The following is a 23,927-nucleotide window of genomic DNA, read 5'->3' as shown; positions in this document are numbered from 1 at the left end:
CTTACTTTAATTGTTGTAATACATATTGCTTGTTCAACCAAAAACTTTGTTTTGTCATACATTCTCCATTTGGCAATTCATCTGCATCTCTTTCAACATTGCCTTTTATAAATCCATCATTTAATTTATAAGCGGATTTTTGTGCATGTGGTCGTATATGTATGATTTCAGTTTCTTTCATTCCAGGTAAATTATTCTGAACTTCTAATTCGCCATTTACATTTTTGACCTTTTCGAAAATCACTCCACTTTTGATTATATTTTTATATTTTTGCCATTCATTTTTTACGATATCATTCAAATCATAGTAAGGCATATGCCATAATTTTGCTTTTTGTAACACGTAAACATCATCAACTCTTTTGAAAACTACAAATAAGAATTGCGTTGTATCAAAATAATTGAATACAGTCGATTCTTCCCATTCTTCTTGAATAAGTTCTTTGAATTTAAATGGTGCAAAAGACATATTTTCTCTATTCTTTCCATTTTCTTCTATTCGTATGGTCTTTACCACTATATTTGATTTTTGAAATTCTGCAGCATGATTACCTTTGATCCCTAACATTCGAAATGTAAGATCATTCCATTGTGCTTTGTTATTGTTATATGGTCGATTATACATTGCACATAATTTTTTATCTGTCATACCAATATGCTTGTTTATCAATGACAAAACATATTCTTGAAAACTTGTTTTGATATCTTCTTTTATGATGGATTCACATGGAACATTGTTTTGAAGAACATAATTTTTCAAAACGTAGTTCATATAAGATAGTTTGAAACAGTAATTTCTTTTCTTAGCTAAAGTGTGATCACCATAATATTGTGGGCGCATGCTTTTTTTTGCATTTGCACCTTTTGTACAAGCTCCAAGATACATTGTATCGCCTTCGCTCAATTCATGAGCTTTTCCCTGTTTGATTTTTTCATTGATTTGATTAAAGTCATCGATGATTATCTTAAGATCATCTTTAGGTGGACTAAATAGATTCACAAATTTAATAGTATAATCTAATCGTTCCATGGACTTGTCCCTCAAATAATGAATCAAAAGAATACATTTGATTTTTTCCCATACATGACTTTTATAGAAATCTTCTTCTACTGGCTCATTATAAGAAATGTTTGTTATGGACAATCTTTCTCCTGCTCTGTATTCCCCTTTTTTTGTCTTATCAATAGGTGTTTGCTTTAATTCTAATCCAATCTTATTAAAATCCGCTTCTTGATTACCATTTGGATCATAACCAAAATAATATTTTTCTATAAAATTTCCTAACTGTCCTTTCGCTTTTTCATTCAAAGAAACACCAGTATCATAGCTCACTGATTCCTCTTTTACCACCATATTTTCAAAACTATCATATACATCATATAATTTATCTCTATAACTTTTTATGGGACTTCTTTCATATTCATCCAACACTTCATGAAAAGTCATTCCCTCTAACTTTTTAGCATAAGAATAAATACTATTGATATCTGTATCATCATAATCAAATAACTGCACGTTCATCACCCTCTTTCCTTATATGCACAAAAATCTTATGCCTAAGACATAAGATCATTGTTCTTTATCGATTATTTTATCCAAAACTTTTGCCATTCTTGTGATCATTGGTACAACCAATGCATTCCCCATGCAAAAAAATCTCATCCTATTAGGCATTCCACTATTTGTCCAATCATCATCAAATCCTTGTAAACGTTCTGCTTCGATTGGCGTTAATGTTCTCAATCTTCCTGTTCCAGGATCTGAAACAACGTGTGTGCTTCTATTCAAAGTAGATTCGCTAGTTAGCATGGTTCTACCAGGTTTATCCCAAGAATCAGGGAAAGCAATAGGACCTTCTGAAAAGACATACGCATGTCCTGTCTTAGATACTCTGTTAATTTTTTTAGCACCTTTCAAATAAGTCCATTTGCTCATTTTTTCAGTTGTGATATAAAAATTTTCATCAACATTAGATTGTAAGATATCTCCTAATACGATAGGTTTTTCCATTATCGGAATAACATTATTTGTATATATTTTTCCGTTTCTCATCAAACCAGCTGATTTAAAATCAAATGAGAATTTATCAGTCATTTCTAATAAATCAGATACCAAAGTACCACCAAAACATTCATTTATCTGCTCAATAGGAAATGCTTGTGCCATAAATCCCAATGAATTAATTAATGATAATTCGTCAATTTTTTTCATAGAATTAGCATAGGCAGTGTCATCTCTATACGCAAAAATGAATACTCTTCTTCTACGTTGAGCCGCACCATATTCAGCAGCATTGATAACCCTCCACTCAGCAGAATATCCTAATTCATTTAAACAGCTTAAGATGATTCCAAAATCTCTTCCACGTTGTTTTGCTGGAGATTTCAATAATCTATCAACATTTTCAAAAATACAAAATGCTGGTCTTTTAGCTTCGATAGTATCTCTAATCTGCCACCAAAGGACTCCTTTTTTCCCTTCTATTCCTTTTGAGCTAGATAACGATTGAGCTACTGAATAATCTTGACAAGGAAATCCACCGACCAAAAGCGTATGATCTGGAATAGCATTTTTATCTACGATAGAGATATCTTCACAAGTATGAAATTCACCATTCATATCTGGTAAATCTCCAAAATGTTGTATATAACATTGGTTTGCCCATTGTGTCCTCGCACCTGGTTCCCATTGCGAAAACCATGTAGTCTCCCATCCAGAATTAGCTCTTTCAAAGCCTAATCTGAATCCACCTACACCGGCAAATAATTCACATATTGTTTTGTTCATAAAGTCCTCCTAGTTTTACACTTCTCACTTGTTTTTTTAGAATCTAAGCTTTGCTTTGAACACTATCAAACGATAGATCATGATTCTACTATTAAATAAACCTCAGTTCTAAAAAGAAAATCAAACAATAGTTTCCATGATGTTATCAATGAAGTATCTTTTAATCAAATCATTAATTATAAACTGAATTTTGATTTTCCCTTTTATAAAAAAATTATATCAATTCTTCTCTTTTAATTGAAGAATTTTTTTCTTATTGTTGAATTATTTATAAAAACATCGAAAAATTATCCATAACTTCAAAATTTTTTTGTCAATTTTACAAAATGCTTCTTGAAGTATTTTCAAGTTTAACATCAATAAATTTATTAAGTATTTATGCAATATTTCATAATAAAACAAAAATACAATATTTTACTATAGCTTTTTCTAAATAAAACTAATAAATTCTCTATTTTCATCATATGGCATTATTTTTAATGCTGTTGTTACCATATGATATTTTTCTCCTAATTCATAAATTTGACCATAAACTATAAATACATAGTAACCTTCCTCATCAACACAAACATCAACACCGTTTTTAAGATCACAATCCTCTATTACGTCAGATATGTTATATAAGTTGCTATGCAATATTTCCATTTCTATATGCTTATGACCTTCATCCTGATATTTCTTTAAAACAGCACAATCATAATTTCCTTTTGAATGTAGCAATTCTAAAACATTATTTATCTCATCATCATGAATTTTTTCTTCCTGTTCATCACAGTCAATAATACTCTCACTATTTATAAGTTTCATTCCAAATACCTCTTAATTCTACATTATAGTTACTATATAAACTATCGAAGAACTTAAAATCATATGTAATTGGTTAACATTATTAATAAAATCGCTTTTATTATTTTAATATTTTTTAATATAAGAAAATCATTACTATATAATTAAGCTTACTTTGTTCCATTATTACTTTTCAATCAAATAAAATTTTAAATATAACATTTATATCAATGTTTCATCATAGATTTCATAATAATTTATTTTATCATAGTATATGATTTTTGTCATTCATATTCAATTTATTAAGCATACTCGTACTTTATTAAATTACATAAATGATAATTAACTTACCATCAAAAGATATTGATCAGAATTAACAAGCAATTCTATACACATAATAATTAATAAAAAGAAATTACAGATAATGTATTAATTGTAAAATATTATATCTATAATCTCTCTTCTAAATTTATCAAATTATATATTAGCATTGTTTTTGCTTCGTATTATAAGTCGTCTCATTTAATACAGCACAAGTATCTTTTATTAAATTCACTCAAAAATCTCAATTTATATTTATTACTATTTTAAATACTTCTTTTTTTATTTTTCATATGAATTTATTATAATTTCCTTTTCTATTATACTAATATATTCCCATAAAATATTACAAATCAATAATTAACAAATTTATGATTTCATTAATTAAACTTTCTTCTACTAAATTTTTTATATCATTCATCTCTTGAACCCATTTCATTTGGTCTTGTTCTTTTAATTCTTCTGTTATATTTCTTGATACTTTGTATTGTTCTATAAGATTTTCATATCGTTGATTTAGCTCTTTATCCACACGAATCAATTCTTCATTTAGTTCGTTTCTTGTTCGTAAAGCTAAGTAATGTCCTGGATGTCTTTCTTTTAATATCCTTAGATATTCTCTTCCAAATCTAGATAAATTTGGTAAAGGCCTTTCTTGTTTTAATTCAGGAAATTCATAATCTCCTACTTTGTTATATTTAATTTCTTTCATGCTTTTATCCTCCTATCTTGCATCTCTTTGTTTGATTTTCTTTTGTGCAATTCTTTCAATATCTTTATCAAAGCTACGATTTCTGATATTCTCACATGCTTTGATTTCTAATCTTATCTTTTTAATCTCAGGTGTAAATAACTTAGCTCTTGCTGACCATTCTTCTTTTTCGTCCATTGTTCTTGCTCGTTGTCGTTGATAATAACACCCTTGTCTTTGCTTTAATAGGTCATTGAGTTCATCTTGTTTTTGTTGTTGATAGCTATTTAATTGATCAATATCTTCTATCTTGTTCTTGGCGAGAAGTTCAATTTCTCTAGAATATTGATCCATTTTCTTGAGTGCTTGTCTTGCTTCTTTAGAGATATGTTGTTTTCTTGTAGGTAAGATATTTATCGAAATAAGATAAGCAACATGAATTCCTGCAAGTTTTGGCAACTGTTTTCTTTTATAAAGTTGATAATATTCCTTGCATTGATAATAGCTTTTTGTATGTTCAACGTTTTGAGGAAGGATCCATTTATCGGTCAATCTTTCTTCAATTTCATCAAGGTGATACCTTTCTCCTAACGATTTTAGATAGATTGGTTCATTACAATACGGATGATAAATGACATCTTCTCCTTCGATTCTATCGAACACATACCCTTTCTTTTTCATATTATCTTTTAAATCCCTAATGCAATTACTTTCTTTTACAAGAGCATCGATATCTTTTTTTATGTTGTTCATATAGGTTTTCATGATATGATAATTCAACTTTTTTGAATTATAAGATGGATCTTCGATGATGGATAATCCATATTCTTTGCATAGTTCATCGGATGTATTTCTCATGTTCCAGTAATCTTTTTTAGTATTACAGAATCGTTTGCCATCAACGAATGAAGTTGAATTTATCAAGATATGATTATGGATATGATCTTTATCTAAGTGTGTTGTAACGACAACTTCGAAACGATTTCCAAACACTTTTTGTGCAAGCTTTACTCCAATTTCATGTGCAATATTTGCATCAACCTCACCTATTTTAAATGACTGATAACCATGAAATGCTACGATCCTTTTATGATCATGAAACAATTTCTTGGTCATCTGCATCGATTTTAATGGATTAAATGCATCACAATTAAGACAAGTTACATACTTTTTTTGTTTGACTTTATTATCTTGGCTGATGTAATCCAAGACCGTTTGCATCGTCTTTTTTTCATCTTCAACATACTTGATAACGTTATCCAAACGATCTCGGATAGCCCAAATTGATGTTACTGCTTTGATCAGCCCCTTACTTTTTCATCAAGATTTTTGATCATTTGTCGTAATTCTTTGATGGTTTCCATGATAGTTTTTAGTGATATGTCTTGTCTATTATTTAATGCTCTTGCTATCTGATTTAGATTATTACCAATATAATTGAACTCATTTTTTAACTTATAATAATCTAGATCAGGTGGTACTTTTATCTCCTTACCTAATATACAAGCTCTAGAAAATGCTTCTCTACTTAAGCTTGTTTTTTCTAATTTGTTGTTTAAGATTTTAAATTCATTGTCATTAAATCGTATCTTAATTTCATGATTTCTTTTCATATGAACCTCCAATCTTGCTGGTCGTACCAGCTTATGATGTTGTATTTTGGGGACAAAATACGTTGCTTGCTAATACATAAAATCTTAAATTTAACTTATTTAAGGAGTGACGGTGTGACGGTCAAAAAGTATTGCCTTATAACTGTCACACTGTCACTAAATTTCCTCATTTCCATGATATATTAAACAAATAGGTCTTGCTTTATTTTGTCGTGGTTGCTTCTCGTAAGAGATAAATGTTGACTCTAGGATATTACTGTTTTTTGCTAGTAAAGCTTGAAGCTGTCTTCCTGTCAGTGAAAGTGAAAGAATGGATGACAAATCTTCATGAGAACCAATAAATTCTTTTTTTCGAATGATAAAATTAATAACTTTCATAACATTTTCATCAACATCACCATCATCCTCATTTTCAGTAATTTCTAAATTCATACTATCATTTTGTAATAGTGTCATTTCATCATCCGGTATATCTTTCCCTTGTATTGCTAACTGTCGTGTCTTGGATAAATGGTTCTTCTTATACATAACAAGGATTGAATCAGACCCAGCTGTTAAACCTCTACTTCCATAGATTGAATCAAATGGATGATTGACATCTATCTCTTTTTTTACATGTGTTATTAAGATAATCGCAATATGATATTTACAAGCTAATTCATGATACATTGTCGCTTCGGCATACTCACTATCATAATCTCGATCTTTTGATTTTCTTATCTTATGGAATGTATCAACCACTACAAGTTTTAAATCTGCATTTCTTTGAAGCTCTTGTTCAATTCTTAATTCTAAATCATACAAATGATTCGGCTTAAGAATATCAATAACAAATTTATCATTGGGGTCTACTTGCATTCTTTGCAATCTTTTTTTGATTTTTGTCTTTTTATCTTCAAAAGCAAGATAGACCGCTGTTCCTTTTTGTACTTTCCTTCCTAAGAAATTTTTACCTTCTACAATAGCATCACATAGCTGCAATCCAAAAAAAGTTTTTCCTGATTTTTGTGGTGCACCTAAAAGAGTTAGGCCTACCGATATCATATTTTCAACAATATCATCTTCATCATCATCTTTAGAAGCATAAAGTTGTGTTAAAGTAAACGATCTTTCATACTCAATTTCGTTTCGTAATTGAACTGAACCTTTTTTATATTTTAGTGTACTTTGAACAATACGTTCAATTTCTTGAATTTCTAATGGTGGCTGGCATTTTTCTTCATTCTCTTTTTTAATACATTCATTGATAGCCACATCACTAAATCCTTTTTGTTGCAAGAAACACGCCATACGAAATAGATAATCGTTCCTATATCCTTCATTAACGATATCTTGACTTGTAAATGAACTCTCTCGATTTTCTTTATGTCTATTTAAAAAGTTTCGTACTGCATCATTTATTTTAGCAACCGGTTCTTTATTAATAAACTGATATTTATTGCCATTTATCATACTAGGTGGTGCTACAATGTAGCCACCTTTTCCTCGTATATCAATACCATCATACAATCCTGTACATGTTTTAACTTCTTGGCGATCATCATAATAGTAAAGATGAAATCCCCTTGAGGGAGATTTCACCATTTTTGTGGTAGGTAATTCTTTTCCATATTGTTTTAAAGATTCAATTCCATTATGTTGATTTTTTATATCAACATCTATAACAAATAGTTTTTCACCCGTTACGATACCAATATTATATTGTGGATTTGCACCCCACCAATATTCAATAGTATCTGGATTCGTGGTTGCTTCTTCTATCCATGAATGAAGAACTTGCTTTCCTTTACTGTTTGGCGCCAGTGGAAAGACTCGTAGCCCTTCTTTAGCATAGGCTAGTGCACTTTCTTTTAAACTAAGCATGTGTTCCACCATACCACTTTTCATTAAAATATCTTGCAGGGACTTTACCAGAAATAACTAAATATCCTTGTTCTTCTAGATAATCATTCATCTCTCTCATCACTGCATAAGCTTTACTTTTACTAACTCCTAATAATTTAATTACATCGTATACATCATAATAACTTTTTTCAATTTCCATAATTTCTATTCTCCTTCTTTTAATATACTATCAATACTTACATCTAACGCATCAGCAATTTGTCCGATAGTTTTGAGTTGCCCAATCCTTTGACCTCTTAATATTGCAGAGATCGTACTATAAGACATGTTGTTGATTTTACAAAACTCCTTTACCGATAATTGACGTTCTATCAGCAAGATTTTAATTCTTGTTGAGTCAACCTTCATATTTTCACCTCCTTTTATACTCAATTTGAGTTATTTTCAATTAAATAATAGCATATATTAGGTTGTTGTCAATATAAATAACTCATTTTAAATAATTTTCATATATTTTTATTCAAAATGAGTTATATTTATTTACAAGTTGTACAAATTTGATATAATTAACTCAAGAAAGGAGGTTAAATACATATATATGGCTACTTTTTCAGATATATTAGCAAGAGAACGTAAGAAGAAAGGTCTATCTAAAGCCGAGTTAGCCAGACGGCTCAATATCCCTTATACAACTTATCAAAACTATGAAAATGGTCGTGAACCTAAAATAGATGTTATCAAACAAATATCTGATGAACTCTCTATTTGTCCGAGCGTATTTTTTGACTTAGAGAATAATGATTTTCTTTTTGATCATAGCTACCATCCTGTACAACACAACGAACTAAACGATATTCTATTGTACGATTCCGGTAAATTCTTTGACATGAAAGAAAATTTTGATAAAGAACATGAAAAAATAGGAGATTATGAGATTGATATATACACAAATTTTGATGAATTCTATACATTACTAAAGAATTTTCGTAAACTTTCATTTGTTTCAGTTGATCAGTCTCAATTTGAACAATTGCGTAATGATGCTTATCTTCTCATCGATAGAAGTTTACAAGATGCTCAATACCAATATCAAAAAGTTGTATATGAATCTCAATTTATGAATGAAGAAACAATTAATCAATATAAAGCAAATAATCCAAATTATAAGAAAGATATTATTTACAAAGTTCTCTTTACAAACAAAGAATTAGACCTTGATTTAGAAGATGATCAATCAATTGATACGATGTATCGTGTCGCATTAAAAAAATATTACAGTAAATAAAAAAAGCACTCCAGCGCCAACTAGAGTGCACAGCATGAAAAAGAATTACCTACCACAGCAATCATTTTTCATGCTCCAATTTTAACATGAAAAGGAGCGAAATACAATGCCAACATATTATGATAAGAAAACCAAAACTTGGTTTTGTAAGTTTTATTATACTGATTATAAAGGTGAGAAAAAACAAAAGAAAAAAAGAGGATTCAAATTACAACGTGAAGCTAAAGAGTTTGAACGACATTTTCTAGAACAACAAAGTACAGATCTTAATATGTCATTTGAGAACTTTGTAAAACTTTACCAAGATGATATGTCGCCTCGACTGAAACCAAAGACATTACATGTTAAAAACAATATTATCGAGAAAAGGATTCTTCCTTTTTTTAAACAATATCAAATGAACGAGGTTACTGCCATAATAATAAGACGATGGCAAAATGAGCTTATAAGCCAAAACTATTCTGAAGCCTATTTAAAAAAGATAAATGGAATACTAAATGCCATTTTTAATCACGCTACAAAATATTATGACTTAAAAACGAATCCTTGTACTAAAGCTGGAAGCATTGGTAGCCATAAAAGCAAAAAAAATGCAAATTTATACTATAGATGAGATGAAAACTTTATTAGAGAACGTACAGGACTATAATGATTACACTATATTCTCTACTCTTTTTTACACAGGTATGAGAAAAGGTGAATTGTTTGCATTACAAAAAAAAGATATAGATTTAGATAAAGGAGTTATTCACATTACAAAATCATATCAACGTATTAATAAAAAGAATGTCATTACATCTCCTAAAACGCACAATAGCTATAGGGATGTTAGTATTCCACAATTCCTTGTAGATATTATTAAGCAATATATTGATAATCTCTATAAGCCAAAGGATAATGATTATATTTTTATGAATCATTACACAAAAGCTAGAGGGCGATTGAAATACGCACAAAGAAAAGCAAATCTTAATCCTGAGTTTACCATCCATTCCTTTAGACATAGTCATGTTTCCATGCTTATTGAATTAGGTTATAGTGCACTAATGATAGCAGAACGTATAGGTGATACCGTTGAAACAACATTAAAAACTTACAGTCATTTATACCCAGATAAACAAATTCATCTCGTTAATAAGCTTGATGAATTAAACAATAGTACCAAATTAGTACCAGAAACTCCTCAAGAAACAAAAAAACCTTGATTTTATCAAGGTTTTTTAATCGTTATTATTCACCAACGTATGGTAATAAAGCCATTTGTCTAGCTCTTTTGATTGCTACTGCTAATTGTCTTTGGTATTTAGCACTTGTACCAGTTACACGTCTAGGAATGATTTTCCCATTAGCAGATATAAATCTTTTTAATAATTCAACATCTTTGTAATCAATGTAATCAATCTTGTTTTTTGTAAAATAGCAAACTTTTTTTCTAGGTCTTTGTCTTTTGAATGCCATAAACCATTTCCTCCTTAAAATTGAATATCATCTTCCATGATATCAAATGAATCAAAAGAATTATCAAAATCTTTCTCTAATTCTACTGTCTTCATATCATAGAAGTTATCTTGTGATACTTGTGGTTGTTGTTGCTGTGCTCTTTCTCTGGCAGCTCTTGTTTCCAAAAACTGTACACTATCACAAACAACTTCAACAACATATACTTTTTGACCTTGAGCATTATCATAGCTACGTGAACGAAGTCTTCCTTCAACACCTACTAATGATCCTTTAGAACAATATTTTGCTACATTTTCAGCAACTTTATTCCAGACAACACAGTTAATATAATCTGCTTGTTGTCCATCTGCCGAATTATAGTTACGATTAAGTGCTAAAGTGAAACTTGTTACAGAAGCACCAGTATTTGTTGTTCTTAGCTCAGGATCTCTTGTCATTCTTCCAACTAATACAACACGATTAATCATCAGAACTCACCTCTTATTTAGATTTTCTAAGAGTCATATGACGGATAACGTTTGCGTTGATACGTGAAATACGTTCAAATTCAGAAATGTTTGCAGGAGTTGTTGTTGTATCAATAACAACATAGTATCCTTTTTTGTAATCCTGAATTTCATAAGCAAAATCACGTAATCCCCATTCGTTGACATTATCTACAGTTCCTTCACCATTTGTTAAAATGTTTTTGAAGTTTTCGATTAATGCATTTCTTGTTTCTTCTTCAACGTCAGGTTTTACAATAAACATGATTTCGTATTTATTCATCTTTTTACCTCCTCCTATGGTCTAATGGTCTATATTCTTCATATAGACAGGCAGTAAATATATTACATGCAAAAAAGTTTATACCATAAATCCACCTTTTTGTCAATAAGTAACGGTATAATCAAAATAATTTTACTTCTACAATCACTTTATTTTTCCATCAGCTCTTATATGCAATATTGTTTTTAAATCTTCATAGACTTGATTTTTATCTTCTACATCAATCATTAACCATTTTTGATAATTCCCTTCCTTTGTATGCATATAAATGTCTTGAATACGTATATCCATTGTCGGTAACAATTTTTCAAACAGTTCTTTTTCTTTTAGTCCAATCACAACCATGACAGTCAAAAATCCCTGTCGTGGATAAACCGTACATATCGAATGACTCCCTTTTTTAAATTTCACATTCCAGCCATGTTCCCAGCTACAATGGCTGAACTCATACTGTGGCTTTGCATGAAATTCATTTTCCATATATAAGTATAATTCATCCCACAATGTATTATGGATATATTGACTAATCATAGATAAAGTTGGTACACATTCCTGTGAATCTCTATCAAACATACTCCTTCACTCCTTATACAATCAACAAAAATATTTCTGCTGAAATCACTAATACAATTAAATCAATGATATTATATTTTGTAAAAGACATAAAATAACGTTTTTTATATTGCGGATAAATACGTGTTATATACTTATAAGATATCAGCGAAGCCATTGAAGCAATGAATGTTCCTAACCCTCCAATATTGACACCTATCAATAAATCATAAACATTCTTTGTAAATCCAGATAATAATATTGCTGTTGGAACATTAGAAAATACTTGTGAACAAATAACACTGATAATCATTTCATAACCATTGACAATCTGATTTAAAAATTGTGCAATCATATCTATATTCTTTAAATTTCCTATAAAAATAAAGAAACCAACAAATGTCAACAATAATAAATAATCTACTTTTACGATGATTTTATAGTCCATAAAACCACATACAATCATTATAACAGGTAATAAATAAAAAATACTTAAAAGATGCAAAACACTTAAAATACATAATACAAATAAAATCATATAAATCCATAGATAAGTGATATTCGTATCTTCTTTTTGATAAATCTTTGGTGTTTCAATGGATTGATTTCTATGCATAAATATATGTATCAATAAAAGTATCAAAGATAACATGACAAATGGTAAAATCGTTATCATAAAATGACTCAAGGACATATCAAAATAAGTATACAAGAAAAGATTTTGTGGATTTCCTATTGGTGTACACATACTCCCTAAATTAGCAGCTAAAGTTTGTAAAACAACGATATGAACGACTCTTTCTTCCATCCTTAATATTTTTAAAACAACAATTGTTAGAGGAACAAAAGTAATTAATGCAACATCATTTGTTATTAACATACTCAATAAAAAACATAATCCTACAAGCAATAAGTCTAATTGTCTGGTTGTTTTGATTTTCTTCATAAAAAAGATAGCAATCTGTTGAAATAATTGGATATTTTGCAAACCATTCACTATAACCATTAAACAAAATAATAAAGCTAAAGTTGTATAATCAATATATCCTAAATACTCAAAAGAAGGTTTCACAAAAAAGCAAGATAAGATAGCTAAAATCCAAGCTATCATTAAAACCGTATCTTTCTTTATGATTCCCCATATTCTCCTCATTTCTTTCACCTCACGAAATCCTATTTTAGCATAAATAACCTAATTATCAATTTCTTTTCATGCAAAAAGTGCCACTTCACAATGGCACTATCTATTTCTAGAAACAAGATACTTCTTCATTTCTTTTAAAAGCGTTCTTGCTCCTTGTTGACAATCATAATTTGTTAAAATATCTTTAATCATACAATCTGTTAAAGGGATTGGAGTTTGATTTAAAAGAATTTGTTGAAGATGTTGTTTTTGTAATGGTTGATATTCAATAATTTCATCTATACGATTTAAAAATTCTTTAGAAAAGAACGATTCTAAATATTGGTGTGATTGAAGTTTCTTTTTAAAACCTACCACAGGTTGATTTTGTCTTGTAATATTAGATGTCATCATAATAATAGTATCTTTAAAAGAAAGAATATGATGTTGATGATCCTTTAAAATACCTTCATCAAAGACTTGTAAAAATAAATGCATAACTTGTGGATGGGCTTTTTCAATTTCATCTAATAAAACGATACTATCGGGATATAAAATCATATCATGAAATAAAAAAGATTGCTGATCAAAACCAATATAACCTGGAGAAGACCCAATAAGTTTGTTGACACTAGTTGCATCACTATATTCTGACATATCTAATTTGATAAAGTGTTTATGCAAAGTTTTCGCTAGAATCTTTGCTGTTTCGGTTTTTCCAACACCACTGCTTCCTGTTAATAAATAAACACCTTTAGGACGATGTGAATGAGGATATTGAGCAAGCGATTCTAAAGATTCTACCAATTGATGAATTGCTTCCTGTTGTCCAATAATATGTTGATGAAGTGTCTGTTCAATATCAAGATAAGAACTTTCTTGTAAACAACTTCCTGAAATTTCTTCTATCACTTTTTCAATATGACATGTCTGTAAAACCTGTTCGTTTTGAAATATAGCTTTGACACAAGATAAATCCAAAACATCTAAGGCTTTATCTGGAAAAACACGTGAAAGTAAATATTGATCGCAAAGGTCTATAATTTCATCAAGTCGTTCATTAGGGATATGAATATGATGATAATTTTCATATTGCTTTTTAAGTCCTAAAAGAATATCTTTGGTTTCTTCTTTTGTATTTTCATTGATTTTCAATATTGAAAAACGTCTGTTCATCGCTTGATCTTTTTCAAAGTATTGATAATATTCTTCAATGGTTGTCGCTCCAATCAAAGTTAAATCCTTTCTTGCTAAAAAAGGTTTTAAAATATTAGATGCATCAATAGCTCCTTCAGCTCCTCCAGCCCCTATTAAATTATGAATTTCATCTATAAATAAAATTGCATCTTTAGCTTGAATGACCTTATCAATTAATTTTTTGAATTTTTCTTCAAATTCTCCACGATACTTTGTTCCAGCAACAATACTTGATAAACTTAATTCATAAATCACTTTGTTTTGTAATAAGGCAGGAACTTCTTTTTGATTAATCTTATATGCTAGTTTTTCTACTAATGCAGTCTTTCCTACACCTGCTTTACCTATCAATAAAACATTATTTTTTTCTTTCTTACAAAGTGTTAAAAAAAGTTGTTCTAACTCCTGTTCCCTTCCTATCATCAAACGATTTTCGTTTTTTACACGTTCATTAAAATTAATTAATTCATGTATTTTATCTAATTCATAAAGAAGGGATTGTTTTTCACTTAATTTTTCTTTTAACTGATTAAATGAAACATGATATTTGTTTAATAATTCTACAGCAACACTTTCTCTTTGCAGTAGTAAAGCCAAACATAAAGTATTGATTGTCACTTTACTTTCTTTTCTTTCATGTGTGAGACGAATAGCTTCTTCTAATATCTTTTTTACAACTTCACTATATTCCATATAAAAAGGTTGAATATCTTTTTTGCCAAACAACCTGACTATATCTTTATAAATGACATCATCATCAACATGATAGGTTTTTAACATTTTTGTTAAAGGGATTTCTTTCATTTTTAATAATGATAATAAAAGATGCTCACTTCCTACATGACTATGCCCCAAATCAAACGCTATACTTTCAGCAATAACAATGGCTTTTTGTGCCTGTTCATGAAATTGTGTAAGCATATGACACCTCTTTTCCTTTCTATCATATGAACTCTATTTGAAATTATTAACGTTTTCTTTATATTTAATCATTTTATTATTTTGCATTATTTACCAAAAAAAGAGATAATGCTTTAACATTACCTCTTATAGTTTTCTTTTAACTGTCCATAAACAACATATCTATTTTCAGTTCCAGTATAACATGTACTTAACATAATCATATTGACTTGTTTTTCACTGACATTTTGATAAACAGAAGCTTCACTCTTGACTTGATTCATATATTTTTGATAATCAATACCTTTTTGATATAAATCACTTCTTGAATCAATGACCGCAGAAGCTACACCTTGATAAATATTAATACTTCCATCTGGTAAGTAAATATAAATATTTTGGTGTTCATTAAAATAATCTTTTTCTACGAAGTATCTTAAATCATGAAAACGAGAACCATTTTTCATATTATGTCCATAGATAATTGTATTATCATCACTAAAATCTCTTGAATTGATTTCATCAATAAAAAGATTTCCTGCCGTATTTGCTTTCATATATAAGTCAGTACGCAAATATGTATCATTATTTTCCCCCTTAAGAATAGGCTCATCAATCTTTGTATCTGGAATATATAACCATCCTATCACATCTGAATTGATATTTTGAAGTTCTTCAAAATTAATAACACGTTTTAATGGATCATTTTCATCTTCTTTGGGTTCTTCTACATATTTTGTAATAAGTTCTGTACTCTCTTTTTCAATAGTATAATAATTATAGAATATCTTTCCCAATTGAAAAGCTGAAAAAAGAAAAACACATATACAAACAACAAGTAATATTCTTCTAATAATCTTTTTCATTAAACATTAAACTTAAAGAACATAATATCACCATCATGTCCTACATATTGTTTCCCTTCCTGACGAATTTTTCCAGCTTCTCTTAAAGCATGTTCACTACCATATTCCATTAAATCATCATAGCTATATGTTTCTGCTTTAATAAATCCTCTTTGGAAATCAGTATGAATAATTCCTGCCATTCCTGGTGCCAACATACCTTTTTTAAATGTCCAGGCTCTCACTTCATCTGCTCCAACTGTAAAGAAAGTATTTAAACCTAGCAAAGCATAGGCTTCTTTAATTAACTTATCTAAACCACTTTCATCAATACCTAAATCATCTAAAAACATCTGTTTTTCTTCTTTATCTAAACCAACAAGTTCACTTTCAATCTTGGCACAGATAGGAACAACATCACAGTTTTCTTTTTCAGCATATTCTTTTAATTGAACATAATAAGGATTACTTTCTGGATTTTCTAAATCTTCTTCTCCAAGATTAGCTACATAAATTAAAGGCTTCATTGTCAATAATGTGTATTGTTTAACAATATCCATTTCCTCTTTAGAAAAAGATAATACTCTCGCTGGTTTTCCAGCTTCTAAAGTTTCTTTTAAAGGTTCTAAAACTTCCATTTCAGCCTTTGCTTCTTTATCACCAGATTTAGCTTTCTTTTCAATTTTACCAATACGCTTTTCCACTGTTTCCAAATCAGCAAAAATCAATTCTAAATTGATTGTTTCCACATCTCTAACAGGATCTACATCCCCATCTACATGAGTAATATCTTTATCTCTAAAACAACGAACAACTTCACAAATTGCATCTGTTTCACGAATGTTTGCTAAAAACTTATTTCCTAAACCTTCTCCACGACTTGCTCCTTTGACCAAACCTGCAATATCAGTAAATTCAAATGTTGTAGGAATTGTCTTTTTAGGATTAAAAATCTTTGTTAATTCATCTAAACGATAATCAGGAACTTCCACAACACCTACATTAGGATCAATTGTCGCAAATGGATAGTTTGCTGCTTCAACCTGTGCATTTGTAATTGCATTAAATAATGTTGACTTACCTACATTAGGAAGTCCAACAATTCCGGCTGTTAATGCCATCTTTTCATCACTCCTTAACTCCATTCCATTTTAGCGAAAAATTATTAAAAAGGCAATTCTTATTCATATCTTTTCCAAACAAATATGATATATTAAAGTTAGGAGGCGAGAATATGATTTTAACAACAACTCCTTCTATTGAAGGAAAAGAAATTATGGAATACAAAGGAATTGTTTTTGGTGAAGTGATTTCTGGTATTAATTTTATCAAAGATTTCACAGCTGGTTTATCTAATATCTTTGGTGGCAGATCAGCAACATATGAAAATGAACTTTTGGAAGCCAGAGAAAAAGCATTACAGGAATTAGAAGAACGTGCTCGTGAAAAAGGGGCAAATGCTGTGGTGGGTATTGATGTTGATTATGAAGTTTTAGGTGCTGATAATGGCATGTTGATGGTGACTGTTTCTGGAACTGCTGTGATTGTCAGATAACCAAAAAGATTCCTTTCGTTTTGAAGGAATCTTTTTATTTATAAAAAGTGGTTGCCCACTTGGTTATCAGTATAAAGAATGTTAAATGTGGAGAGAAAACCTGATAACTGCTTATAATATATAAACTTTTTTTCTTATCTACTATCTTATTACCTAAAATTTTGATTAAGAATAAGTAAAGCAGGGATTTTTCCCTGCTTAGTCAATCATGATTGTGTTGTTGTTTTCAATGACTTTCATATCCTGTTTTGGAATTGAAATTCTTAAAACACCATCTTCAAATTTTGCTTTAATATCACTCTGTGGAACACTTTCTCCTACATAGAAGCTTCGACTCATGCTTCCTGCATATCTTTCCTGTCGGATATATTGTCCATCTTTATTCTTTTCATCTTTATTCAAGTTCTTCTTAGCTGAGATTGTCAAATATCCTTGTTCAAATGTCAATTCCACATCCTCTTTCTTAAAGCCTGGAAGATCCACATCCAATTCATATGTTCCTTCTGTTTCACGTACATCTGTTTTCATCATATTTCTTGAATGTTTTCCATACAATGGATTCTTCTTTCCAAAGAATTCCTTATCTAAATCATCAAACCAATCATCAAATAAACTTTCTCCAAAAATACTAGGCATTAACATAAATATCACCTCTTGAAAAACAATTCTAAGCATTGTTAGAGAATGAACAATGTTTGATATGAGAAGTAAGGATTGCCTTTTTCATTCTCTTTCCTTATTTCTATTTATATTATAGTCCTCTATTTTAGCAGAGTCAAGTCTAGAGTGCTAAAAACATTTTTTCACATAATTGACATCATTTGTTCCAGCTTTTATAAGCATTGTATAAAATATCTTTAAGAACGAGCATGGCATCTTGTTTTGTGTAGCCATATTCATCTTTTATTTCATCAAACATTTTTGTAATTCGAAATGCATAATTTGCTGTATTAACTTCACTTTGATATTGAAGAAGTATGGGATATTTCTTACCCCACGCATTTGTCCAATTCACTTTTTCATTGATTTTATCATCACTCTTTTCAATCATTTCTTCTATTTCTTGTAAATCAACATCAAATTCAATTAATTCATCAAGCGAAACATTATAGAGTTTTGCCATCTTTTTAGATTGATAAATATCTGGAATGGTTTCATTTGTTTCCCATTTTGATATAGTTTGCCTACTTACCCCAATCTTTTGGGCAACTTCTTCTTGTGATAATCCTCTTTTCTTCCTTGCATGAAATAAACTATTTCCTAAATTCATTGTACAATCCTCCTTGTCTTTTGATAATTCCATTATAAAAAAGTTCCAAGAAAAACACCACCAACTTTGATAATCAATATCGCACGAGAATTTAACAATTTAACAAATTTTATTCATTCTTTATCATTTTTTATATCTCTATAGCTATGATTTCACTGAAATATAACAAGATTTATTAGAATGATTATTTAAAAAATGCTTATATTCTTTTTATGATTAATAATTTTGAGTTTTCAAAAATATTATGGCTTAAGCCCCTAATGCATACTGCATATCAATATTGCCTTGATCGTTACATAAAATGAATCCAAGCTGCATAGTTTAACAAATGATTATCCACAATCAACTAATCCTTCAATATTAATTTTTCTTATTATCCCTCTATTTAAAATAAGAGTATCTTACTAATTAAAAAATACATAAACCAATACAAAAAGAATAAACTATTATTAATGGATATACATTAACCTTTTCTACCGGCATGTTAATATATATATGAAAAAATGATCGGTATGGAAACCTCAAAAAACCATATCCATTAAAAATCAAAGGGCGATTAATCCCCTTTATGATTTCATAGAAACGAAGATGAACATATGGTTGAACAAACTTCTTTTAAAATAAGAGTAAAAGAAATCACAATAACTGAATCAAAGAAATATAAGGAAGTTTTTGTCACCCATCAATATCTCATTCGTTCTAAAGATTTCAAGAAAAAATTACTATATTCTTGCAGCAAAAAAGATAATTTTCTCCATCTTAGTGGAATAAATGTAAATTTATCCGCCGCTTCATTTTTGATAAATGCTATGATGGAACACTTATTGGACTTTAATTTTCATAAAAAAGGAAAATATGAAAATAGTATTAAGGGTTCTGTGAGAAAGAAGATTAAATCATTAAAAAGAGTAAGTACCTTATTTCAAGAAGATATTTTAATTGAAGAAGATTTCAAAAAAATAAAATTATATATGCCATTGCCACCACGAATAAAAAGATTACATTTGGATTCTAAATACTTCTTTAATCTTCTCATAACAATTATTACTAACGTTTTGAGGACTTCAAAATATGATTAGATAAAATTTTTTAGTTTATAAGTAAGCAACAAAATGGATTTAAAATGTTTCTGACATTTTCAAAAATGATTGATAACGAAATAATCTATGCAGCTTCCATATTCTTATATAATATGATCAACATGTCGTAAAAGGTAAGCATCCATATCATCAAATCCTTCCATACTTCTACGAAGAATAATCTTTTTATTTCTTATATAGATGATTATCTTTTGACATTCTTCCCAGCCATATAAATTTTTAGTTTTTCTTACAACTTTCTCTATTTCACTTAAAGGAAATGAATAAGTTTTCCCTATCATTGATCTCACTGTCATTTCATCCCCTTTTGTTTTCACAAGAAATCTACATATAGAAATTCCCCATAAGATAAATGGACTTATAAAAATAAAAGCACCAATACTCAAAATAAATAGGAACATAGCACTTACAACATCTAATACTGCAACTAAAATAATTGAAGCAATCATTGACAATAAAATAACAGCAATAAAAATAAGATTGTTTTTTGCCCAATAGACTTCTGTTGAAAGCTCAAGTTCTTTTTCAAACATAACTTTATTATCATGGTCAAAAAATAATACTTTTATATCATAATCCCTGCCATATTGCGTTGCCTTGTAAATCAGTTGAACTCTATCTTCATCAGTGACTTCTCCTTGATGTTTTAACCAGCAAATAGAATCAGCCATTGCGTAAAAATTATTGAAACATACTTCACCATCAAATCTTGCAATATTGCCATTATCATCTTCAACTTGTATATAACTTTTTGTTCCAGTGATTTTCATAATATCCCATCTCCATATTATTTACATTATATCAATTCTCAATTTTTGCTTCAATAAAACTATCAGAAAGTCATAAAAAGGAACGTTTTGCGTTCCCCTTTTATTAATTCATTCTATTTTAAATGATAGTAGTATTTGATAGATAAATCATTTATGAGTGACTTTTTTAAAAATCATCTTGAATATATTCTATATAAGATATATAAGGTGCTCCCCAATAAATCCTTATATTTGCTTTTCTTTTTTCTATACCGTTAAATCCTTCTTTCGTATTTGTATTAGGGAAAATGAAATTTTCTGCGCTAGAAGTTATCGTTAAGCGAATTCTATGACCTTTTTGAAAAGTATTAGATATTTTTGTAGTCTGTATTTCAATAGGATAAACAACATCACTTTGAAGAAATTTTGGTTGTTCAAAACCATCTCGATATTTTAAATCTAGCACACCATCTGCCAATTTTATTGAATTTCCCAAAGGATCAACATCACAGATTCTCACAACAATATCTGTATCAGGGCAATCACAGGAAACATATAGTTTGACTTTAAAATCTCCAGTCATTGTGATGGGATGATCTAAAATATCTGTAGAAAAAGTAAGAACATCTTTTCTTTTTTCTTCATGAATGTAATTTTCTGGAACTTCCAGTTCATTCTCTGATACATCAATGATGTGCTTTGCAGGATTATCAGGATCATAACAATACATACTCCAGCCATTTTTGAAAGGTTGATTTTCAATCAAATGTCCACTTCCACATGTCAAAGTATTTCCATTGGCTTTGTCATCAGAATCTTGTAGATAGAGCTTCACTCTATGATTTGAAACAGGCCATGTTGTAGCAGTTTTCCATCTATTTTCATGTAACGTATAATATTCAACTGGTGCTCCTTCTTCGATACCATTGTGAACCCCTTTCACAAATCGGTCTAACCACAACATACATTGTAAATCAATATCATATCTTAAAGCATTCTCTCCCATATAAACATGATGTAAGTCATATTCAGCATTCCCGTTATGTTTCCATGCTCCTATGATGGCTTTCCATGTTTTTGGTTTCCATGATTTAACTAAACGTAGAGCCTGTGTTGTTCCCATACCATTATCATCAAACCAACCCGATATAATAAGAGCAGGGACTTGATAACCACCACTTCGTTTTTCCCAATCCATTGTATTCCAAAAATCATCCATGTTTTCATGGTTTAACCAGCGATTAAGAAAATCAATAGGCTTCCCTAAAGCCACTTCAGGAATTTTAGAAATAGGTCGTATTTTCATTAAATAATCCCAATCTTGAATCATGTTCTCTGGTAAAAATGTTTTTTGTGCCATCGCAAATGCCCATGCTAACATTCCAGAATTGAAACATCCTCCACGTCTTGGTATGTCCACAAAAGCACTTCCAGAACACATAAAACTAATGATACCTTTAAGATGCACATTTCGGCTACATAAAGCTGCCCATTGTACATAACCTAAATAAGAAGCTCCTATCATTCCTACACAACCATCACTCCAGCTTTGTGAAGCAATCCAATTCAGTGTATCATTAGCATCTTCTACTTCATAGTACGATGGCATCCATTCGCCTTGACTTTCTTCTCTACCACGAACATCTTGTATAACAACTGCATATCCTCTTTGAACAAATCGCCAATATTGAAAATAACTTTGTTTCTTTCCATAAGGAGTACGAACGAGTATCGTTGGGAATTGACTCTGATTTTTATTTACTGGCAAATAGACATCAGTTGCTAGAGAGATATGATCTTTTGTTTGTACATCAAATGTTTTTGCTTTTTGAACAGGCAAAACGTTAACTTTTGAATAAGTCAAATCTTCCCATTGTTTTAATATCGTCCTTTTTTCATATCCATTTTTTACTAGTATACAAACCATATCTCTTGTTGCCATCAACACAGCATATATACCTGTTTGATCAAAACATAAATCCATTGGATAGAGTTTATGTCTTTGAATATAGACATTATGTTCTTTTAATTGAAACTGTTCGTTCCATGATGTTTGAAACTGTTTTGCACCACTAAAAATCTTTTCTTCATAATCTTTTTTTCGCTTAAAAAAAGACAAAATATCTCGACGACATATTTTTTTCAAATCTTCACTTTCAGATTCGGTAAATAATGTTTTTTCTTGCCATTTTCCTGAATATACATCAAGCTTTGAAATCATGATTTTTTCATCTTCTTGAAAAAACTTATCATATAAAATGCCAGACACATAAAAGTTCCATTGTTCCATAAACACCATCCCCTTTAATAAAAATATAATTCATTTTCATCTCTAAAATAATAGATAATCTTATGTATATTTATTTCTTTAATTAATAATATTCTATTCTTAACAAGATAAACTGTCAATAAAATACAATTTTCCATTAATATGTTGATTCTTCATTTCTTTATCCATTAAAATAAGAGCTTGTATCTATTTTTTTATTTTCAATGATTAATAAGAATACAACAACAGATTTTATTTGTTTTCATCACATATTTTAGATATAATGGTAAAGAAAGGGTGAGCAATTTGGAGCATTTCTATCAATCAATGTTAGCCTATATAAGACAACGTCCTCGTTTAGAAAAAACCATTCTTTTTCTAACAGAATACTGTCCTTATATTACTTTCATGATCTATCCATGTGTATTGATCAACTTATGGTTAACGCATAATCCTCACTTTATAGAAGCGATATTAAGACCATGTATTGCTTTTATTATTGTGACGATTTTTAGAAAAATAGTGAATCGCCCTCGTCCTTATGACCACATGGATATCAAACCCTTAAAAGGACATAAACATGGTGAATCATTTCCCAGTCGCCATAGTGTCAGTGCCTGTATTATTGCATTGATTTGTTTTTATGCGAATACATATATTGGTATCTTTGCTTGTATAATCGCAATCATTGTGAGTCTTACTCGTATTTTCAGTGGAGTGCATCATATCAGTGATGTTTTTGCAGCAATTATTATTGCAATTCTATGTTTTATAATTGACTTTCATTAAAAATAATTTATACTATACTT

The 23,927-nt window shown here is 29.5% G+C and carries 27 protein-coding genes; 6 read left to right on the top strand and 21 right to left on the bottom strand.

Translation table 11 applies throughout. The features are described from left to right. Nucleotide 1: 1 nt before the first annotated feature. From ACGHJ8_RS01460 to ACGHJ8_RS01420, 9 genes are all read right to left on the bottom strand, one after another. Nucleotides 2-1,522 (bottom strand): Sau3AI family type II restriction endonuclease, encoded by a 1,521-nt coding sequence (locus ACGHJ8_RS01460; protein ID WP_390541276.1) that lies wholly within the window; start codon nucleotides 1,520-1,522, stop codon nucleotides 2-4. 48 nt (nucleotides 1,523-1,570) lie between these two features. Beyond that, nucleotides 1,571-2,788 carry a DNA (cytosine-5-)-methyltransferase gene (gene dcm / locus ACGHJ8_RS01455; protein WP_390541274.1) on the bottom strand — a complete coding sequence of 406 codons (1,218 nt, stop codon included), beginning with the start codon at nucleotides 2,786-2,788 and terminating at the stop codon, nucleotides 1,571-1,573. Nucleotides 2,789-3,217: 429 nt separating this feature from the next. Further along, nucleotides 3,218-3,595: a hypothetical protein gene (locus ACGHJ8_RS01450; RefSeq protein ID WP_390541272.1), complete on the bottom strand. Its 378-nt coding sequence runs from the start codon at nucleotides 3,593-3,595 to the stop codon at nucleotides 3,218-3,220. Between the two features lie 646 nt (nucleotides 3,596-4,241). After that, nucleotides 4,242-4,607 carry a TnpV protein gene (locus tag ACGHJ8_RS01445; RefSeq protein ID WP_390541270.1) on the bottom strand — a complete coding sequence of 122 codons (366 nt, stop codon included), beginning with the start codon at nucleotides 4,605-4,607 and terminating at the stop codon, nucleotides 4,242-4,244. Between the two features lie 12 nt (nucleotides 4,608-4,619). Continuing rightward, nucleotides 4,620-5,849, bottom strand: coding sequence for a relaxase/mobilization nuclease domain-containing protein (locus ACGHJ8_RS01440; RefSeq protein ID WP_390541268.1), 1,230 nt, complete (start codon nucleotides 5,847-5,849; stop codon nucleotides 4,620-4,622). 38 nt (nucleotides 5,850-5,887) lie between these two features. Continuing rightward, complete coding sequence (locus ACGHJ8_RS01435; protein ID WP_390541266.1) at nucleotides 5,888-6,199, bottom strand: plasmid mobilization protein; 312 nt, start codon at nucleotides 6,197-6,199, stop codon at nucleotides 5,888-5,890. Nucleotides 6,200-6,355: 156 nt separating this feature from the next. Further along, entirely contained in the window at nucleotides 6,356-8,062 is a 1,707-nt protein-coding gene (locus ACGHJ8_RS01430) for a bifunctional DNA primase/polymerase (protein WP_390541264.1), read from the bottom strand. Next, nucleotides 8,055-8,243: a hypothetical protein gene (locus tag ACGHJ8_RS01425; protein WP_029482170.1), complete on the bottom strand. Its 189-nt coding sequence runs from the start codon at nucleotides 8,241-8,243 to the stop codon at nucleotides 8,055-8,057. The genes ACGHJ8_RS01430 and ACGHJ8_RS01425 overlap by 8 nt, the downstream gene beginning before the upstream one ends. 5 nt (nucleotides 8,244-8,248) lie before the next feature. Then, nucleotides 8,249-8,452, bottom strand: coding sequence for a helix-turn-helix domain-containing protein (locus ACGHJ8_RS01420; RefSeq protein ID WP_390541261.1), 204 nt, complete (start codon nucleotides 8,450-8,452; stop codon nucleotides 8,249-8,251). Between the two features lie 190 nt (nucleotides 8,453-8,642). On the opposite strand from ACGHJ8_RS01420, the gene ACGHJ8_RS01415 reads away from it, so the two are divergent. The 3 genes from ACGHJ8_RS01415 (at nucleotide 8,643) to ACGHJ8_RS01405 (ending at nucleotide 10,534) form a co-directional block, all read left to right on the top strand. Then, a complete protein-coding gene (locus ACGHJ8_RS01415) occupies nucleotides 8,643-9,329 on the top strand; it encodes a helix-turn-helix domain-containing protein (RefSeq protein WP_390541258.1) in 687 nt (228 codons plus the stop codon). 106 nt (nucleotides 9,330-9,435) lie between these two features. Beyond that, nucleotides 9,436-9,942: an Arm DNA-binding domain-containing protein gene (locus ACGHJ8_RS01410; RefSeq protein WP_390541256.1), complete on the top strand. Its 507-nt coding sequence runs from the start codon at nucleotides 9,436-9,438 to the stop codon at nucleotides 9,940-9,942. Nucleotide 9,943: 1 nt separating this feature from the next. Further along, on the top strand, nucleotides 9,944-10,534 hold the full coding sequence (locus ACGHJ8_RS01405) for a site-specific integrase (protein ID WP_390541254.1): 591 nt from the start codon (nucleotides 9,944-9,946) through the stop codon (nucleotides 10,532-10,534). A 25-nt stretch (nucleotides 10,535-10,559) separates the two neighbouring features. On the opposite strand, the gene rpsR is transcribed toward ACGHJ8_RS01405, so the two are convergent. The 8 genes from rpsR to ychF all read right to left on the bottom strand — a co-directional run bounded on the left by rpsR (nucleotide 10,560) and on the right by ychF (nucleotide 17,296). Further along, entirely contained in the window at nucleotides 10,560-10,787 is a 228-nt protein-coding gene (rpsR, locus tag ACGHJ8_RS01400) for a 30S ribosomal protein S18 (protein ID WP_087357267.1), read from the bottom strand. Between the two features lie 14 nt (nucleotides 10,788-10,801). Continuing rightward, nucleotides 10,802-11,257 (bottom strand): single-stranded DNA-binding protein, encoded by a 456-nt coding sequence (gene ssb, locus ACGHJ8_RS01395; protein ID WP_087357266.1) that lies wholly within the window; start codon nucleotides 11,255-11,257, stop codon nucleotides 10,802-10,804. 13 nt (nucleotides 11,258-11,270) lie between these two features. Then, a complete protein-coding gene (rpsF, locus tag ACGHJ8_RS01390) occupies nucleotides 11,271-11,558 on the bottom strand; it encodes a 30S ribosomal protein S6 (RefSeq protein ID WP_087357265.1) in 288 nt (95 codons plus the stop codon). Between the two features lie 144 nt (nucleotides 11,559-11,702). Beyond that, the gene (locus tag ACGHJ8_RS01385; RefSeq protein WP_390541251.1) at nucleotides 11,703-12,131 is read right to left on the bottom strand and encodes a DUF3788 domain-containing protein; all 429 of its coding nucleotides are present in this window, start codon (nucleotides 12,129-12,131) and stop codon (nucleotides 11,703-11,705) included. 13 nt (nucleotides 12,132-12,144) lie between these two features. Next, complete coding sequence (locus ACGHJ8_RS01380; RefSeq protein WP_390541249.1) at nucleotides 12,145-13,263, bottom strand: SLC13 family permease; 1,119 nt, start codon at nucleotides 13,261-13,263, stop codon at nucleotides 12,145-12,147. Nucleotides 13,264-13,350: 87 nt separating this feature from the next. Continuing rightward, a complete protein-coding gene (locus ACGHJ8_RS01375; RefSeq protein ID WP_390541247.1) occupies nucleotides 13,351-15,351 on the bottom strand; it encodes an AAA family ATPase in 2,001 nt (666 codons plus the stop codon). A 119-nt stretch (nucleotides 15,352-15,470) separates the two neighbouring features. Continuing rightward, entirely contained in the window at nucleotides 15,471-16,196 is a 726-nt protein-coding gene (gene srtB, locus ACGHJ8_RS01370; protein ID WP_390541245.1) for a class B sortase, read from the bottom strand. Next, nucleotides 16,196-17,296 carry a redox-regulated ATPase YchF gene (ychF, locus tag ACGHJ8_RS01365; RefSeq protein WP_390541243.1) on the bottom strand — a complete coding sequence of 367 codons (1,101 nt, stop codon included), beginning with the start codon at nucleotides 17,294-17,296 and terminating at the stop codon, nucleotides 16,196-16,198. The genes srtB and ychF overlap by 1 nt, the downstream gene beginning before the upstream one ends. Before the next feature lie 113 nt (nucleotides 17,297-17,409). Here ychF and ACGHJ8_RS01360 point away from each other — a divergent pair, with 113 nt between their 5' ends. Continuing rightward, nucleotides 17,410-17,730: a putative heavy metal-binding protein gene (locus tag ACGHJ8_RS01360; protein ID WP_087357258.1), complete on the top strand. Its 321-nt coding sequence runs from the start codon at nucleotides 17,410-17,412 to the stop codon at nucleotides 17,728-17,730. Nucleotides 17,731-17,928: 198 nt separating this feature from the next. Here the strand turns inward: ACGHJ8_RS01360 and ACGHJ8_RS01355 are convergent, their stop codons facing one another. Continuing rightward, on the bottom strand, nucleotides 17,929-18,405 hold the full coding sequence (locus ACGHJ8_RS01355; RefSeq protein WP_390541240.1) for an Hsp20/alpha crystallin family protein: 477 nt from the start codon (nucleotides 18,403-18,405) through the stop codon (nucleotides 17,929-17,931). A 142-nt stretch (nucleotides 18,406-18,547) separates the two neighbouring features. Continuing rightward, complete coding sequence (locus ACGHJ8_RS01350) at nucleotides 18,548-19,000, bottom strand: helix-turn-helix domain-containing protein (RefSeq protein WP_087360427.1); 453 nt, start codon at nucleotides 18,998-19,000, stop codon at nucleotides 18,548-18,550. Nucleotides 19,001-19,596: 596 nt separating this feature from the next. Between ACGHJ8_RS01350 and ACGHJ8_RS01345 the strand changes: the two genes are divergently transcribed. After that, the gene (locus tag ACGHJ8_RS01345) at nucleotides 19,597-20,079 is read left to right on the top strand and encodes a hypothetical protein (protein ID WP_205090419.1); all 483 of its coding nucleotides are present in this window, start codon (nucleotides 19,597-19,599) and stop codon (nucleotides 20,077-20,079) included. 104 nt (nucleotides 20,080-20,183) lie between these two features. Here ACGHJ8_RS01345 and ACGHJ8_RS01340 read toward each other — a convergent pair whose 3' ends face one another. Both ACGHJ8_RS01340 and ACGHJ8_RS01335 read right to left on the bottom strand, forming a co-directional pair. Continuing rightward, on the bottom strand, nucleotides 20,184-20,870 hold the full coding sequence (locus tag ACGHJ8_RS01340) for a hypothetical protein (protein WP_087360421.1): 687 nt from the start codon (nucleotides 20,868-20,870) through the stop codon (nucleotides 20,184-20,186). Between the two features lie 166 nt (nucleotides 20,871-21,036). Then, on the bottom strand, nucleotides 21,037-23,139 hold the full coding sequence (locus ACGHJ8_RS01335) for a CocE/NonD family hydrolase (protein ID WP_390541237.1): 2,103 nt from the start codon (nucleotides 23,137-23,139) through the stop codon (nucleotides 21,037-21,039). A gap of 306 nt (nucleotides 23,140-23,445) precedes the next feature. Between ACGHJ8_RS01335 and ACGHJ8_RS01330 the strand changes: the two genes are divergently transcribed. Continuing rightward, on the top strand, nucleotides 23,446-23,907 hold the full coding sequence (locus ACGHJ8_RS01330) for a phosphatase PAP2 family protein (protein ID WP_390541235.1): 462 nt from the start codon (nucleotides 23,446-23,448) through the stop codon (nucleotides 23,905-23,907). Nucleotides 23,908-23,927 lie beyond the last annotated feature (20 nt).

Source organism: Massiliimicrobium timonense (assembly GCF_042850985.1).
Lineage (GTDB): Bacteria > Bacillota_I > Bacilli_A > Erysipelotrichales > Coprobacillaceae > Allocoprobacillus.
The sequence above is the reverse complement of the archived record's forward strand: the minus strand, read 5'-3'. Positions and strand labels throughout refer to the sequence as shown.